At 49.8% G+C, this 14776-nt stretch carries 14 protein-coding genes; 12 read left to right on the top strand and 2 right to left on the bottom strand.

Annotation, left to right across the window (positions count from 1 at the left end; all coding sequences use genetic code 11):
• Position 1 precedes the first annotated feature (1 nt).
• The 12 genes from narJ (at position 2) to LGT44_RS15895 (ending at position 14080) form a co-directional block, all read left to right on the top strand.
• Positions 2–721 (top strand): nitrate reductase molybdenum cofactor assembly chaperone, encoded by a 720-nt coding sequence (narJ, locus tag LGT44_RS15840; protein ID WP_230331546.1) that lies wholly within the window; start codon positions 2–4, stop codon positions 719–721.
• Positions 722–732: 11 nt separating this feature from the next.
• Positions 733–1422: a respiratory nitrate reductase subunit gamma gene (narI, locus tag LGT44_RS15845; RefSeq protein ID WP_145467952.1), complete on the top strand. Its 690-nt coding sequence runs from the start codon at positions 733–735 to the stop codon at positions 1420–1422.
• 62 nt (positions 1423–1484) lie between these two features.
• Positions 1485–2252 (top strand): peptidylprolyl isomerase, encoded by a 768-nt coding sequence (locus tag LGT44_RS15850; RefSeq protein ID WP_230331547.1) that lies wholly within the window; start codon positions 1485–1487, stop codon positions 2250–2252.
• A 39-nt stretch (positions 2253–2291) separates the two neighbouring features.
• The gene (locus LGT44_RS15855; protein WP_230331548.1) at positions 2292–3437 is read left to right on the top strand and encodes an alginate export family protein; all 1146 of its coding nucleotides are present in this window, start codon (positions 2292–2294) and stop codon (positions 3435–3437) included.
• 266 nt (positions 3438–3703) lie between these two features.
• Positions 3704–5299 carry an MFS transporter gene (locus LGT44_RS15860; protein ID WP_230331549.1) on the top strand — a complete coding sequence of 532 codons (1596 nt, stop codon included), beginning with the start codon at positions 3704–3706 and terminating at the stop codon, positions 5297–5299.
• Between the two features lie 32 nt (positions 5300–5331).
• Complete coding sequence (locus LGT44_RS15865; protein WP_145467959.1) at positions 5332–5850, top strand: CBS domain-containing protein; 519 nt, start codon at positions 5332–5334, stop codon at positions 5848–5850.
• Positions 5847–6305, top strand: a complete 459-nt coding sequence (locus LGT44_RS15870) for a universal stress protein (RefSeq protein WP_145467961.1) — start codon at positions 5847–5849, stop codon at positions 6303–6305. Before LGT44_RS15865 ends, LGT44_RS15870 begins: the two co-directional genes overlap by 4 nt.
• Positions 6306–6326: 21 nt before the next feature.
• Positions 6327–7808, top strand: a complete 1482-nt coding sequence (locus LGT44_RS15875) for an MFS transporter (RefSeq protein ID WP_145467962.1) — start codon at positions 6327–6329, stop codon at positions 7806–7808.
• A 23-nt stretch (positions 7809–7831) separates the two neighbouring features.
• Positions 7832–9019 (top strand): NnrS family protein, encoded by a 1188-nt coding sequence (locus tag LGT44_RS15880; protein WP_230331550.1) that lies wholly within the window; start codon positions 7832–7834, stop codon positions 9017–9019.
• A gap of 247 nt (positions 9020–9266) precedes the next feature.
• Entirely contained in the window at positions 9267–9713 is a 447-nt protein-coding gene (gene nrdG / locus LGT44_RS15885) for an anaerobic ribonucleoside-triphosphate reductase activating protein (RefSeq protein ID WP_230331551.1), read from the top strand.
• Between the two features lie 28 nt (positions 9714–9741).
• Positions 9742–11565, top strand: a complete 1824-nt coding sequence (gene nrdD, locus LGT44_RS15890) for an anaerobic ribonucleoside-triphosphate reductase (RefSeq protein WP_225691039.1) — start codon at positions 9742–9744, stop codon at positions 11563–11565.
• A 94-nt stretch (positions 11566–11659) separates the two neighbouring features.
• Positions 11660–14080 carry a phosphoketolase family protein gene (locus LGT44_RS15895; RefSeq protein ID WP_230331552.1) on the top strand — a complete coding sequence of 807 codons (2421 nt, stop codon included), beginning with the start codon at positions 11660–11662 and terminating at the stop codon, positions 14078–14080.
• Here the strand turns inward: LGT44_RS15895 and moaE are convergent.
• Positions 14075–14542 (bottom strand): molybdopterin synthase catalytic subunit MoaE, encoded by a 468-nt coding sequence (gene moaE, locus LGT44_RS15900; protein ID WP_230331553.1) that lies wholly within the window; start codon positions 14540–14542, stop codon positions 14075–14077. The genes LGT44_RS15895 and moaE overlap by 6 nt on opposite strands.
• A gap of 1 nt (position 14543) precedes the next feature.
• Positions 14544–14776: MoaD/ThiS family protein (locus LGT44_RS15905; protein WP_408033934.1), on the bottom strand; the 233-nt coding region annotated here is incomplete at its 5' end.

The raw sequence follows: 14776 nt of genomic DNA on the forward strand, positions 1-14776 counted from the left end.
CATGAAAATACTTCGCCTGATTTCATTACTGATTGATTATCCGACCGCAGAACTGATTGCGGAAAAGGATGCGTTGCTGGCCGTGGTGGCCAGCTCCGGACTGCCGGCGGAACATGCTGAGTCATTATCGGCTTTTATTGAAAACCGTTGCCGCGGTGACATTGTTGACTGGCAGGAAGAGTATGACGGCCTGTTTGAACGTGGTCGTTCACTGTCCTTATTATTGTTTGAACACGTGCATGGTGAATCCCGTGATCGTGGTCAGGCGATGGTTGACCTGATGAATCAATACAAAGAAGCCGGTCTGGAAATCAGTACAAAAGAGCTTCCGGATTACATTCCTTTGTACCTTGATTTTCTCAGCACCCAGGGCAATGACAATGCCCGCCTGGGCTTACAGGAGGTTTCGCATATTCTGGCATTGCTGGCCTGTCGTCTGGAGCAGCGGGAATCTGATTACGCTTCTTTATTCCATGCTCTGGTTGGTCTCAGTGAAGTGGCACTGGATCTCAATGATTTGCGTGGCCAGATTGCCGGGGAAGTTCCGGACAATACGCCTAAGGCGCTGGATAAAGTCTGGGAAGAGGAAATGGTCAACTTTATGGATAACGCAGAATCCTCCTGCAGCAGTAACAATCGTCCGGCAGAGGGGCAGCGGCGGGATCAGTATATTCCGCTGAATACCGAACTGCTAAAAACATCTTCAGCGGGCCAGGTGTAAAGGAGTCAACTATGAGCTATTTCAATACATTGGCATTCGGTGTTTATCCATATGTCGCAATGGCAATTCTTTTTATCGGCAGCTGGATCCGCTATGACCGGGAGCAATACTCCTGGAAAGCCAGCTCCAGTCAATTGCTGGAAAAAGAAAAGCTGCGCATGGGCAGTATTCTGTTTCACGTAGGTGTATTAGGCATTTTCTTTGGCCATTTATTTGGTCTGCTGACACCGGTTGAAATCTGGCATGCTATTGGTGTCACTGCGCCAATGAAGCAGCTTGTGGCAATGGGGGCTGGCGGCCTTTTTGGTCTGATCTGCTTTATCGGTCTTACCATTCTGATTCAGCGCCGGTTGTTTAATCCCCGTATCCGTGCGACCAGTAAAAAAATGGATATTGTTATTCTGTTCTTACTGTATGCACAGCTGATTCTTGGGTTGATTTCGATCGGTGTTTCTGCGGGTCATCTGGACGGTCATGAAATGATGAAGCTGATGATGTGGGCACAAAATATTATGACACTGGATCTGGTTGACGCTGTGGAAAATATTTCCAGCGTACACTGGATTTTCAAAATGCATATTATGCTGGGGATGACACTGTTTGTTGTCTTTCCGTTCAGCCGTCTGGTGCACATGCTCAGCGCACCGGTGCAATATGTCACCCGTCAGCACCAGATTGTACGTAAGCGTTTTGCCCGTTAATACATGAGATAAGGCCCGTATTCGCTGTTAAAACAACGAATACGGGCCTCGCGGAGTCAGTAATGATTAAAGTAAATGATGTTACTATTCCTGAGTCGGCCATTCTGGAAGAAATGCAGTATCACCCGGCCGAAAGCAAGCGCCAGGCGATGCTGAAAGCAGCAGAATCCCTGGTTATTGGTGAAATTCTCCGTCAGCGGGCGAGCTCTCTGGGTTTGCCTGTTTCTGACAGTGGCAGTCAGGCCGGCCAGGATGATTTCATTGAGAAACTATTTGATCAGGATGTTTATCTTCCGGAAGCAACGGAGGATGAGTGCCGTCTGTATTTTGAAAAAAATCCCATACGTTTTACCACGTCACCTCTGCTGGAATTGCGCCACATCCTTCTGGCTGCAGCCCCGGATGATGAAGTACAGCGTGTTGACAGTAAAACGCTGGCAGAAACACTGGTGCATAAATTACGCGCCGGAGAAAATTTTTCTGACCTGGCCAGACAGTTCTCTGCCTGTCCGTCGAAAGAAACGGGTGGCAGTCTTGGGCAGATCAGTACCGGACAAACCGTTCCGGAATTTGAACGTCAGGTATTTACTGCAAACGAAGGCTTATTACCTGCGCCTGTTGAAAGCCGTTACGGTTTTCATGTGGTATTTATTGAACGTAAAATTGCGGGAAATCCATTGCCTTATGAGCAGGTTGAGGCCCGTATACGACAGTATTTGAATGACAAAGTAAAAGCAAAAGCAACGGCTCAGTACATTCAATCCCTTATTCAAGAAACCCAATTAGAAGGTTTCGATTTCTCTGTATCAGATTCGCCATTGATGCAGTGATAAATGGTACTCAGTGCTCATTTACGAAAGGAGAGCACGATGATCTTTAAACTAAGTTCTTTGGCCAGTGCTTTATTACTGGCTTCCCCTGTGGTTTTTTCCCAGAGCTTTGATGGCGTTCCCGGAAACTTTCCGGCTGATTTCCGTCTTCGCTATGAAACAAATGACACAGACAACCTGACAAAGTCGGCCACCGCATTAACACTGAGAAGCCGAATCGGTTATGAGACAGATAACTACAATGGGCTGAAGGTTCTTGCTGAAATTGAGGATGTCAGAAGCATTATTGACGACTATGCACCTGAGAGCAGCGATTATGATCCTGTGGCTGATCCGGTCAATACCGAAATCAACCGGGCACAGCTGTCTTACACAAAAGAAGCGTTAACGGCTGTTGTTGGCCGTCAGCGTATTATTCTGGATAACGCCCGGTTTATTGGCAACGTAGGCTGGCGGCAGAATGAGCAGACTTATGACGCTGCGCTTCTGCAGTATAAAAAGGACAATATTGGGGTTACCTACGCTTATATTAATCAGGTCAATGATATCAATTTTTCAGAGAGGGATATCACCGGGCATGCACTGAATCTTGCCTTTGACAAACTATCGGTCGGTAAACTGGTGACTTATGCCTATCTGGTTGATATTGACGATTCCGATCTTTATTACGATACCTATGGCGTCAGCCTGGCTGGTCAGAAATCGCTGGATGATATCAAGGTCAATTATCTGGCTGAGATTGCTACTCAATCGGCATATAAAAACGGTGATAAAGACGCGATTTATTATCATGTTGAAGCCGGAGCAACCCTGAAGGGAGTCAACCTTACTCTTGGTAATGAAACCTTGGGAAGTGATGATGGCAAGTACGGTTTCCAGACTCCGCTGGCAACCAAGCATGCTTTTAATGGTTGGGCGGATAAGTTCCTGAATACACCGGATAATGGTCTTTCAGATACGTATCTCCGGATCTCCGGATCTGTCGATAAGATCAAGGCTTTGGTTGCGTATCATGAATATTCAACCGATAAAGGAGGAGATGATCTTGGTTCGGAACTGAATGTTCAGCTGCTGTACCCATTCTCGAAGAATCTTTCCTCCGGGCTTAAATACGCAAGCTATGATGCTACAGACGGCGGCTCTGATACAGACAAATTCTGGCTCTGGTGCGGCCTTTCTTTTTAGGTGAAGCCTCCTCCTTTACGCCTGCTCTGCAGGCGTTTTTTTTGGGTAGATATTGCCCAAAGTAGGTACTCCCTATGCCCTTGAATACTGTCGATAATCAGCTTTCAGCATCAACTCTCCGGATCTGATTGATCTGTGTCATAAATACCCAATCCCCTTATGGGTAGAGCTTTTAATAAGCGCTTTTTTTGCAGTTTTTCCGCCTATTGCTGCCTTATTAAGACAGGGTGATTATGAAGTCATGATCTGATTAACAGGGGAATATCATGGCGACTAAAGGTTCAGCTTACATTGAAAAATGGGACGTGGAGGACAAGGCGTTCTGGGAGCAGGAGGGGAAGCAGGTTGCCAGCCGGAATCTGTGGATTTCAATTCCCAGCCTTTTGATTGGCTTTGCCGTCTGGCTGATGTGGGGAATGATCACCACGCAGATGAAAAATCTCGGTTTTGATTTCAGTACCGAGCAGTTATTTTCTCTGGTTGCTATTGCCGGCTTATCCGGGGCAACGCTGAGGATTCCGGCATCCTTTATGATCCGCATTGCCGGTGGCCGTAACACCGTCTTTCTGACTACAGCATTGCTGATGGTTCCGGCGCTGGGGACCGGTATGGCGCTGATGGAGCCCGGAACCCCTTACTGGGTATTTCAGTTAATGGCATTGCTGTCTGGTATTGGCGGCGGCAACTTCGCCTGTTCCATGAGTAATATCAGTACCTTTTTTCCGAAAAGCCAGCAGGGCTACGGTCTGGGCATGAATGCCGGACTGGGTAATTTTGGTGTGACCACTATGCAGATATTAATTCCGCTGGTGATGACTGTCGGTCTGTTTGGTCCTCTGGCTGGTGATCCTATGGTTCTGCAATCTGCCAGCGGAACTCTGGTTGGTCGTATTGAGGCGGGCTCAGAAACCTGGATTCAGAATGCCGGTTTTGTCTGGCTGTTAATGTTAATCCCACTGGCCTTTGCCGGTTGGTTTGGTATGAATAACCTGAACGTGGTGACTCCTGAACCAGGACATCCTTTAGCTGCCTTCGGAAAAATTATTGGCTTGTATGCCATTGCTCTTTTTACCGCAGCAGTTGGTATCTACATGATGGGAATGATTGGTATGTGGCTGGCTCTGCCATTCACTATCATTCTGACTCTGATCCTTCTGCGTATGATTCCCGGCAGTATTCAGCCTAACATCAAAAATCAGTTCAGAATTTTCCGCAATAAACATACATGGTCAATGACCGTTCTCTATATTCTCACTTTCGGTTCATTTATCGGTTTCTCTGCTGCTTTACCTCTGTCCATTACCGTTATCTTCGGAAAGATGATGCAGGCAGGTGTGGATGGCGAAATGATCCGTGTGGTAAACCCCGACGCTCCGAGCGCTCTTACCTGGGCATGGATCGGGCCTTTTGTTGGTGCATTAATCCGCCCGGTTGGTGGCTGGATTTCCGATAAAGTCGGTGGCTCGATTGTTACGCAAATTATCTCGGCGGTTATGGTCGTGGCTTCTGTGGCAACAGGCTATGTAATGATGCAGGCCTACAACTCTGCCAACCCTAATGACTACTTCATGGTGTTTATGCTGCTGTTTATTGTGTTGTTTGCAGCCAGCGGTATTGGTAACGGCTCAACATTCCGCAGTATCGGTGTGATCTTTGACCAGCAGATGAAAGGCCCTGTTCTTGGCTGGACCTCCGCGGTTGCCGCTTATGGTGCTTTTATTGCCCCTAAAGTGATGGGGGCTCAGATTAAAGCCGGAACTCCAGAGCTGGCAATGTATGGCTTTGCAGTTTTCTACGCACTTTGTCTGCTTATTAACTGGTGGTTCTATCTGAGAAAAAGTTCAGAAATCTACAACCCTTAAGACCTCTGTAAACATTTAATTCAGGTGACTTTATGAGAAATAAGAGTTTAAAAGCCGGAGATCTTATCAATGGTGAAGTTTTTGTTGCCCATGAAGGATGGACTATACAGCGTCTTGCTGACTTCTTCGTTAGCCATGATATCTCTGCTGTTCCTGTTGTTGCTGATGACCATAAACTTGTTGGCGTTGTCAGCGTCAGTGATGTCTTTCGCTTTAATAGTCTTGATATTAATGAGAAGGAAGCTGCACTGAGTCGTCTTTACCGGCGCGAATACGATATGAAAGTGCCGGAAGAGGATCTGAAAAACTGGGTAAAAGACATTAATAAGTCATGCATGGTTTATCAGATCATGACTCCCGATGTTATTACCATCGATGTCAATGACGATATCAAAGTCGTTGCTGATACCATTCTTGAAAAACATATTCACCGCGTGTTTGTTACCCGTGATGGTAATGTCGCGGGGGTCATAACCGCCATGGATCTGATCCGGTTTGTGTTTCACAGAAGCGCAGAATTCTGCGCTGATGAACGGGAGTGCATGGTATGAAAATCATGATTGCTTATGATGGTTCGCGTAATGCGAAGCTGGCGCTGGCACGAACCATTACCATGTTTGGGGAGCTTAAACCGCAGCTTATTCTGGTTGCGGTTGCCGAGAATCCCCGCGATATCACCGAGAACAACGAAGCGCTGTTTAATGACGAAGTTGATGAGCTGAAAGGCTTTCTGGCTGAGGCTCAGACGTTATGTCAGAACGAGAAAATAAGCGCGGAAACTCTGCTTCTGGATGGTGACGCGCGGAAGATGTTACTCGCGGCGACAGAAAAGTTACGCCCGGATCTCCTTGTTATTGCCCGTCACAGTCATGAACCGGACGGCGGCTTTATCGCCCGCTCACTGACCTACTTTGTGGATGAACTCGATTATATGACCTTTGGCAGCGTCAGTTCATTTTTAACCAGACGGGCGCAGTGTCCATTACTCATTCTGCCCAGCATGTAGAAATCATTACAGGAGATCGTTATGCAAGTTGCAGACGTCTTTAAATTTAAAAATCCTGAAATAAAAGCACTGCACCTGACCTGGATTGCGTTTTTTATCACCTTCTACGTCTGGTTCAATATGGCTCCTCTGGCCAGCAGCATGCTGAAAAGCGTTAACTGGCTGACCGCAGAAGACCTGAAACTTTTTGCTATCTGTAACGTAGCGCTGACCATTCCGGCACGGATTATTGTTGGCATGGCGCTGGATCGTTTTGGCCCGCGGCGGGTGTTCTCTGTACTGCTGGTAACCATGGCCATTCCGGCGCTGGCGTTTGCTTTTGGCGAAACCCGTACCCAATTACTGGTCAGCCGTCTGGTGCTGAGTTCTATTGGTGCCAGTTTTGTGGTTGGTATTCATATGACTGCAATGTGGTTCAAACCTAAAGATATTGGTTTTGCCGAAGGCTTTTATGCCGGCTGGGGTAACTTTGGTTCAGCTGCAGCAGCTATGACCTTGCCAACGATTGCCATCACTATGTATGGCGGTGATGACGGCTGGCGCTGGGCAATTGCACAGAGTGCATTTGTGATGGCGGCTTACGGCGTTTATTACTGGTTTGCCATTACCGATGGTCCGGTCGGCACCGTGCATCGTAAACCGCGGAAAACCGCTGCACTCGAGGTCAGCAGCTGGGGTGACATGGTTAAGTTGATTCTGTGGACCATTCCTCTGGTGGGTATTCTGGCTGTGCTGGTATGGCGTATCCAGAAACTGGGTTATCTGGATGCGACAGGTGCGGCTATTGCGTATGCCGTTATTGCTGCCATTGTGGTTTATCAGATTGTGCAGATTCTGCGGGTAAATGTGCCGATTCTGAAAAAGGGTGTACCGGAAGACGATAAATATCCGTTTAACAGTGTGGCAGCCCTGAACAGTACCTATTTCGCTAATTTTGGTGCAGAACTGGCGGTTGTTTCTATGCTGCCGATGTTCTTTGAAAAAACCTGGAGTCTGTCTCCGACCGCTGCGGGTTTAATTGCCGCTTCTTTTGCCTTCGTTAATCTGGTTGCCCGGCCTATGGGTGGGCTGGTTTCCGACCGTCTGGGTAACCGTCGCTTTGTGATGCTGAGTTATATGCTGGGCATTGCGATAGGCTTTGCACTGATGGGGCTGTTGAATTCTTCCTGGCCGTTGGTTATTGCTGTTGCGATTACGGTATTTACTTCATTTTTCGTACAGGGAGCAGAAGGTGCCACTTTCGGTATTATTCCATCCATTAAACGTCGTCTGACCGGACAGATCTCCGGTATGGCGGGTGCTTATGGTAATGTGGGGGCAGTGTTTTATCTGACCATCTATACCTTTGTGGATGCGAATCAGTTCTTCTTTATTATCGCTGCCGGTGGTTTTATCAGCTGGCTTGTTTGCCTGATGTGGCTGAAAGAACCGGAATCCGCTTTCTCTGACGAATACTATGTATCGTCAGTCGACAGGCAGATTGAGCAGGAACTGAAAGCCTGAAAGCCAAAGCTCTAAGGAGTGTTATGAATATATCCTCTGTACCCGCCCACCCTTTGTGGGGCCAGGCGTTCCGGCCGATGTTTCTGCTGGGGGCGGCATTCAGTGCTCTGGCCATTCTGCTCTGGGGGCTGGCGTTACAGGGGATTATTCTGCTGCCGGGTAGCGGCAGTGTTTTCTGGCACAGCCATGAAATGCTGTTTGGTTTTGCTCTGGCCATCGTCGCAGGGTTTTTACTGACCGCTGTACAAAACTGGACTGGGCAGCGGGCAACCCATGGCCGGCCACTGTTATTGCTGACACTTTTATGGCTCGCTGGCCGGCTGTGTATGTTAGCCGGTGATCTTTTGCCCTGGTGGTTTACCGCCCTGGTTGATATGGCATTTATGCCGCTGGTCGCCTGGTTTTTCTGGCGGCTGTTGTTTGCTGTTAAACAACAGCGGAATTATTTCTTTGTACCGGTGTTGTTGCTGATGACCTTTGCCAATGCGGTGATGCATTGGGGCAATGCGGTGCAGGATATGTCACTGGTGCAGTGGGGTAGTCACAGTGTCAGCTGGATGCTGATATTAATGATTACAGTGATTGGCGGTCGGGTGATGCCGATGTTTACCGCCAATGGCAGTATGACGCCGAAAACAGAAGCGCTTCCCTGGCTGGAAAAGCTGGTGCTGGGGGCGAGTTGGTTGTTGCTTGTGATTTATCTGCTGCGTCTTGATCTGTTATTACCACCCTTTGTGCTGGCGTTGCTGCTGGTGCTGACGGCAGCCAGTCAGGCGCTGCGGATTGCGCGCTTACGTATCGGAGTTACCTGGAAAATCCCCTTGCTGTGGTCATTGCATCTTGCCTATTGGTTTATTCCACTTGGCCTCTTGTTGCTGGCGATGCACTACCTTGGCTGGCCGGTCACCTTCAGTGCGGCTTTGCATGCACTGACCGCCGGAGCGGTTGGCGGAATGATTCTGGCCATGATTGCCCGAGTGTCATTGGGGCACTCCGGCCGGCCACTGCAGCCAAGGCCGTTAATGTCACTGTCGTTTGCGTTGTTGCTGCTGGCTGCACTGCTGCGTTCTCTGGGAGTGATTATCTGGCCACAACAGTCTTTGCTGTTTTACAGCCTGTCGGCCTTGTTGTGGAGTAGCGCTTTTATACTCTTCGTCTTTTGTTATGCGCGCATTCTGCTTGGTCCACGGCCGGACGGCCGCGCGGGCTAAGTCATTGTGCCAATATTCTTTAGCCGGGTAATAACCCGGCTTTTTTCTTTCTGCATTGCCACTGCGCCATAAATGGCCATTGCGCTGACCGCCCTTTTCCTGATCATCCGTTCTCTGTATCGGATACCCATGTCGGAGTAGTTTGCAAATAAAATTGATCTGGATCAATTTTATTCGGCCGCCTCTCGTTAGTCTTTGTCCATATATTGTGTCTGTTTATTATTTAAGGCACTACATATGGGATTTTATGTATTTCAGTCGTGAACAGGTGGTCTTCCAGGAAGTGCCGGGAGAAGTCTCTCTGGCCTACACCATCAGCGGTTGTCCGCTGCGTTGTCCCGGTTGCCACAGTGCCGATACCTGGCCCGCGATGGCGGGTGAACCGCTGTCCGAAGAGTACTTCCGGCAGCGTCTGGAGACATACGCCGGTCTGATCAGCTGCGTGCTGTTTATGGGTGGAGAGTGGCATGAAGCGCAGCTGTTACTGTTGCTGAAGCTGGCCCGCCGGCAAGGACTGAATACCTGTCTTTATACCGGGCTCGATATGGTTGCTCCGCGCCTGCAGGCTGAGCTGACCTACCTGAAAACCGGTCCCTGGTTACGGGATCTCGGGGGGCTGGAGTCTCCCTTAACAAATCAGCGTTTTATGGATTTACGCAGCAATCGCTGCCTGAATCATAAATTTCATCAATAACAATTGCCTACCCTGAAGGAGCGGAATCATGCTGAAACTGAGCGCAGAGCACATTAAGCATAAGCTGGATTTTATTGAACATTATCTGGCTGCACAAAATGCCGCCGACGGCTCACGGATGGATGCCAATGCCAATGTGACCGAAAAGAATATCGCCACGCTCGAAGCGGAGATGATGAAAGATTATTTTGTGCAGATTAACCGTGCGCAGGTTTCAGCAAAAATTGCCGATTTATTCGGGGATGATCTGGCACAGGAATATATCCGCCAGATAGAGAACCATGAGATTTATGTACATGATGAAACCAGCCTGAAGCCCTATTGTGTATCGGTAACTATGTATCCGTTTTTACTGGACGGGCTGACTAAGCTTGGTGGCGAATCTCAGGCACCGAAGCATATTGAATCGTTCTGTGGTTCATTCGTAAATTTTGTCTTCGCTGTCAGCAGCCAGTTCGCTGGCGCGGTAGCTACGGTCGAATTTTTAACTTACTTCGACTATTTTGCCCGCAAAGATTATGGTGATGATTATCTGAATACCCATCGCCAGCAGATTGCCAACCATCTTCAGCATGTCGTGTATGCCATCAATCAGCCGGCTGCAGCTCGGGGTTATCAGAGTGTGTTCTGGAATCTTTCGCTATACGACAAAAACTATTTCGACAGCATGTTTGGTGAGTTCGTCTTCCCTGATTTCAGCAAGCCCTGCTGGAAGACACTGGATAAACTGCAGCATTTTTTCCTGGATTGGTTTAATGCTGAGCGCAGCAAAAGCATCCTCACCTTTCCGGTTGTCACCGTGGCCATGCTGACCGAAAAAGGGCAGTGTAAAGATCAGGACTTTGCCCGCAGTATGGCCGCTCATCTGAACCGGGGAAGCTCTTTCTTCGTCTACCTTTCCGACAGTGCAGACAGCCTGGCATCCTGCTGCCGCTTACGCAGTGAAATCAGCGACAATACATTTTCCTACTCGCTGGGAGCCGGTGGTGTGGCAACCGGTTCTATTAATGTAATTACAGTTAATATGAACCGGCTGGTTCAGGATGGCCGTGATCTTGCCGAAGAAATCAGTAAGGTGCAGCGTTATCAGGTGGCTTATCGTCGCTTAATGGAAGAGTACCTTCAGGCCGGAATGCTGACGGTTTACAACGCCGGATTTATTAATCTGGACAAGCAATTCCTGACTATCGGTATTAACGGTATGGTCGAGGCTGCTGAATCGCAGGGGTTGGTTGCCGGTAATAATCAGGCGTATAAAAACTTTGTCAGAGATCATCTGAAAGTGATTTATGAGGCCAATAAGGCCGCTAAGCTTGAATATGGATATATGTTTAACACGGAGTTTGTTCCGGCCGAAAATCTGGGCATCAAAAATGCCCGCTGGGATAAATCCGATGGCTATCGTGTGCAGCGGGATTGCTACAACTCCTATTTTTATCAGGTCGAAGATGAGCAAACCAATGTGCTGGATAAGTTCCAGTTGCATGGTCGTGAGTTACTTGATTATCTGGATGGCGGATCGGCACTGCATCTGAATCTGGAAGAAAAGCTGAGTGAAGACGGTTATCTGGCCTTACTGAATATTGCGGCCCGTACCGGCTGTAATTATTTCTGCGTAAACGTCAAAATCACCATCTGCAACGAATGTGAAAAAATTGATAAGCGGACGCTGGAATATTGCCCGGCCTGTGGCTCTGACGATATCGACTATGGCACCCGGGTTATTGGCTATCTTAAACGCACCTCGGCGTTCAGCGCCGGGCGCCGTAAGGAGCATTCCATCCGTCACTATCACCGTCAGCAACGTCAGGAAAATCCGGGTAATCGTCAGCGTTTACAGGCTGTCAGCTGATCTGCGTCATGGTCTGCGCCGGTCTATCCCCTGCGGGGTATAGATCGGCAATGTCAAAACGCGTTTCATCAGAGACTCCTGACACGGAGTTGCTATGACGCTTAATTTATACCAGCAAACCAGTCACCCGATGACTCCGGAATATCTGGATCATGAAGCGCAGAATCTGCGCGATCAGAATCCGGAACTGGCGCTCTGGGCTGCAGGTCTGGGAGTGATTGAACACCGCCCGGCTACTCAGATTCAGGCACACCTGATGGCTGAGTCATTGCTGCAAAAAGGACTTATTGCTGATACCGGATATTTTTTTCAGCGTTTGCGTGCTCTGGATTGCCTGACCCAGCAGGCGATGTGGCTGGTGGTGCATATGACCTATGCCCGCCGAGTCTATACCGATGGCCGTAATCTCACGCCTCAGGATTTTAAAACCCACCCACGCGGACATACCGGCGGCGCTCTGAATATGGTGCCGGCCTATGCCGGTTTGCTGGCGTTAAATCATTTTACCGGCCAGTCGCGGGATTGGCTGATGGGGCAGGGGCACTGCGTTGCTGCCATTGATGCTTTGCAATTGCTGACCGGCACCGCAACGCCTGAACGTCGCCGGCAGTACCCACTGGATGATGACGGCCTGAGTCGTTTTGTCGCCGATTGTTATGACACCCGTCTGGATAATACCGGGCAGCGGATATCAACACTGGGCGCTCACGTTAATGTGCATACGGCCGGTGCACGAATGGAGGGTGGTTATCTGGGCTTTGCCGGAATGCAATATGCGCATATGCCGCTGCCGGGAGAGCGTCTGGTCGCTTTTTTAAGTGACGGAGCCTTTGAAGAACAGCGTGGTACCGACTGGGCCGCACGCTGGTGGCGTGGAGAAGATACCGGCCTGATTGCGCCGGTAATGATTGCCAATGGCCGGCGTATTGATCAGCGCACGACCATTGCCCAACAGGGCGGCTGCAGCTGGTTTGTCAGTCATTTACGTAATCAGGGTTTTGCGCCTTTTGTGATTGATGGGCGGGACCCTGCGGCCTTTATGTGCGCCATTTATTATATGGAAATTCAGCTGTCCCAGGCGTTTGAACGTATCCGTCAGGGCGAAGCGCAATATCCGGTTGCCTTGCCTTACTGTATTGCTGAAACGGTAAAAGGGTTTGGCTTTCCTGCGGCCGGCACTGGCGCCGCGTATGGTTTGCCGCTGGGAGCCTATCCGGCAGAAAATCCGGAAGCGCTGACCTTTTTTCATCGGGGAGCAAAAGCATTATTGCAACCGGATGCGCAATGGCGCGAAGCCGCTTCTTTATTGGGGCAACCTAAACAAAAAAGCACGCCTATGCTGGCCGTTAATTGCCCTGAACCGGAATGGGCTGACCGGCGGGAATCCGCTATGGCGGCTATTGATCGTTATTTTATTGAATTAACCGAAGTTAATCCGCGCTTGCGGGTCCGGGTTGGTAATCCTGATGAACTGCGTGGCAATGGTATGAGCCAGACGCTGGATCAGTTCCGTCACCGCGTTACCCGCCCGGAAATTACCGCCGCAGAAGCTATCGATGGCTGTGTTATTACGGCTTTGAATGAAGAGGCCGTTGTCAGTGCCTGTCTGGCGAATCAGGCGGGTATTAATCTGGTCGTTGCCTATGAAGCCTTTGCCATAAAAATGCTGTGTGCTTTGCGGCAGGCCATTATTTTTTCACGCCAACAAAAAGAAGCGGGGGATGCAGCAGGCTGGCTTGGATTCCCGGTTGTGACAACCTCGCTGATCTGGGAAAACGGCGAACATGACCAGAGCCATCAGGACTCCAGTTTATCGGAAGGACTGATGCTTAAAATGGCCGATATGGCACGGGTAGTATTTCCTGCTGATGCCAACAGTGCGATGGCTTGCCTGCGCACCTGCTATGGCGATTTAGGAGTGGTCTGGAATCTGGTGGTTACGCGCAGTGTGATGCCACAGTTTTTTTCTGCCCGGCAAGCTACCCAACTGGTTCAGGATGGTGCTGTCTGTCTGCGCGGACATTGCGGCGCTGAATTGCAGCTGGTTGCCTGCGGTGCCGTGCAACTGCAGCAAATGCTGAAAGCCTCCGACCGCTTACGTCAGCAGCGTGTAGCGCATTCACTGATTTATTTATTAGAGCCAGGACGCTTCCGTCAGGCGCGCGACCGTTGGGAAAAAGCGGCGCTGGCTGATCCGGCAGTTGTGCGCGCATTGTTTCCTGCCAGAGTGCGTTACCGGGTTTTTCTCACCCATGGCCGGGCTGAGGTGCTGCTGGTAACCTGCCGGCAACTGGATCTGGGCGCGCAACGAACCCGGGCATTGGGGTATATCAACCGTGGCGGCACACTGGATACTCAGTCGCTGTTATTTGTAAACGGCTGTACCTGGGCTCATGCTCTGGCAGCACTGGCAGAATTATGTGGTCAGAAACCAACGCTGTGGCTGACCGAAGAAGAGTGGCGGGCGATTGATGGGCGCGGCAACCCCTACCATGTTATTCCGGAGCCTTTATGATTCCGGCGACGACCAGCGCTGAGCGGCCTGGTTGTCACTGTCTTTTGCCTCCACCCAATAGCCGGCTGCTGTTGTCTGTTCTTTTTTCCAGAACGGCGCGCGGGTTTTCAGAAAATCCATAATAAATTCACAGGCGCGGAAAGCGGCTTCACGGTGAGCACTGCTGACCAGTACCAGCACAATCTGCTCGTTAACGCTTAATGTACCAATGCGGTGAATAATGGTGATATTGCCGAGGGGCCAGCGTTGCCGTGCCTGTTCGGTGATCTGCAATAATGATTTTTCGGTCATGCCCGGATAATGCTCCAGCGTCATGCTTAATAACGAGTCGCCGGCCAGCTCGCGAACACTGCCGATAAAACTGACGATGGCTCCGCAGCCAGCCTGATTACCCAGCGCTGCGTATTCGTCGGCCAGATTAAAATCTTCCTGCTGCACTTTTATCCGGGTTAAATGTTCCATATCAGCCACCGGTTACCGGAGGGAAAAAAGCAATTTCATCACCGGCAGTAATTGCTTCGTCAGGTGTACACAGTTGCTGATTACGGGCACAGAGCAGATCGGGCCTGGCCAGTGCTGAGTCCCAGTTCTCTCCCTGGGCGCGTAATTCCTGTATTAAACCGGCAATACTTCTGGCTTCGCTTTGCCAGTTAAGTTGCCCGCAACCAAGGGTTTCGCGCAGGGAGGCAAAAAAAA

The organism is Thalassolituus alkanivorans (assembly GCF_020447205.1).
GTDB classification, from domain to species: Bacteria; Pseudomonadota; Gammaproteobacteria; order Pseudomonadales; family Oceanobacteraceae; genus Venatoribacter; species Venatoribacter alkanivorans.

Coding starts and splice junctions, on each gene's coding strand:
- narJ (WP_230331546.1), top strand. CDS start 2: ATGAAAATACTTCGCCTGATTTCATTACTGATTGATTATCCGACCGCA.
- narI (WP_145467952.1), top strand. CDS start 733: ATGAGCTATTTCAATACATTGGCATTCGGTGTTTATCCATATGTCGCA.
- LGT44_RS15850 (WP_230331547.1), top strand. CDS start 1,485: ATGATTAAAGTAAATGATGTTACTATTCCTGAGTCGGCCATTCTGGAA.
- LGT44_RS15855 (WP_230331548.1), top strand. CDS start 2,292: ATGATCTTTAAACTAAGTTCTTTGGCCAGTGCTTTATTACTGGCTTCC.
- LGT44_RS15860 (WP_230331549.1), top strand. CDS start 3,704: ATGGCGACTAAAGGTTCAGCTTACATTGAAAAATGGGACGTGGAGGAC.
- LGT44_RS15865 (WP_145467959.1), top strand. CDS start 5,332: ATGAGAAATAAGAGTTTAAAAGCCGGAGATCTTATCAATGGTGAAGTT.
- LGT44_RS15870 (WP_145467961.1), top strand. CDS start 5,847: ATGAAAATCATGATTGCTTATGATGGTTCGCGTAATGCGAAGCTGGCG.
- LGT44_RS15875 (WP_145467962.1), top strand. CDS start 6,327: ATGCAAGTTGCAGACGTCTTTAAATTTAAAAATCCTGAAATAAAAGCA.
- LGT44_RS15880 (WP_230331550.1), top strand. CDS start 7,832: ATGAATATATCCTCTGTACCCGCCCACCCTTTGTGGGGCCAGGCGTTC.
- nrdG (WP_230331551.1), top strand. CDS start 9,267: ATGTATTTCAGTCGTGAACAGGTGGTCTTCCAGGAAGTGCCGGGAGAA.
- nrdD (WP_225691039.1), top strand. CDS start 9,742: ATGCTGAAACTGAGCGCAGAGCACATTAAGCATAAGCTGGATTTTATT.
- LGT44_RS15895 (WP_230331552.1), top strand. CDS start 11,660: ATGACGCTTAATTTATACCAGCAAACCAGTCACCCGATGACTCCGGAA.
- moaE (WP_230331553.1), bottom strand. CDS start 14,542: ATGGAACATTTAACCCGGATAAAAGTGCAGCAGGAAGATTTTAATCTG.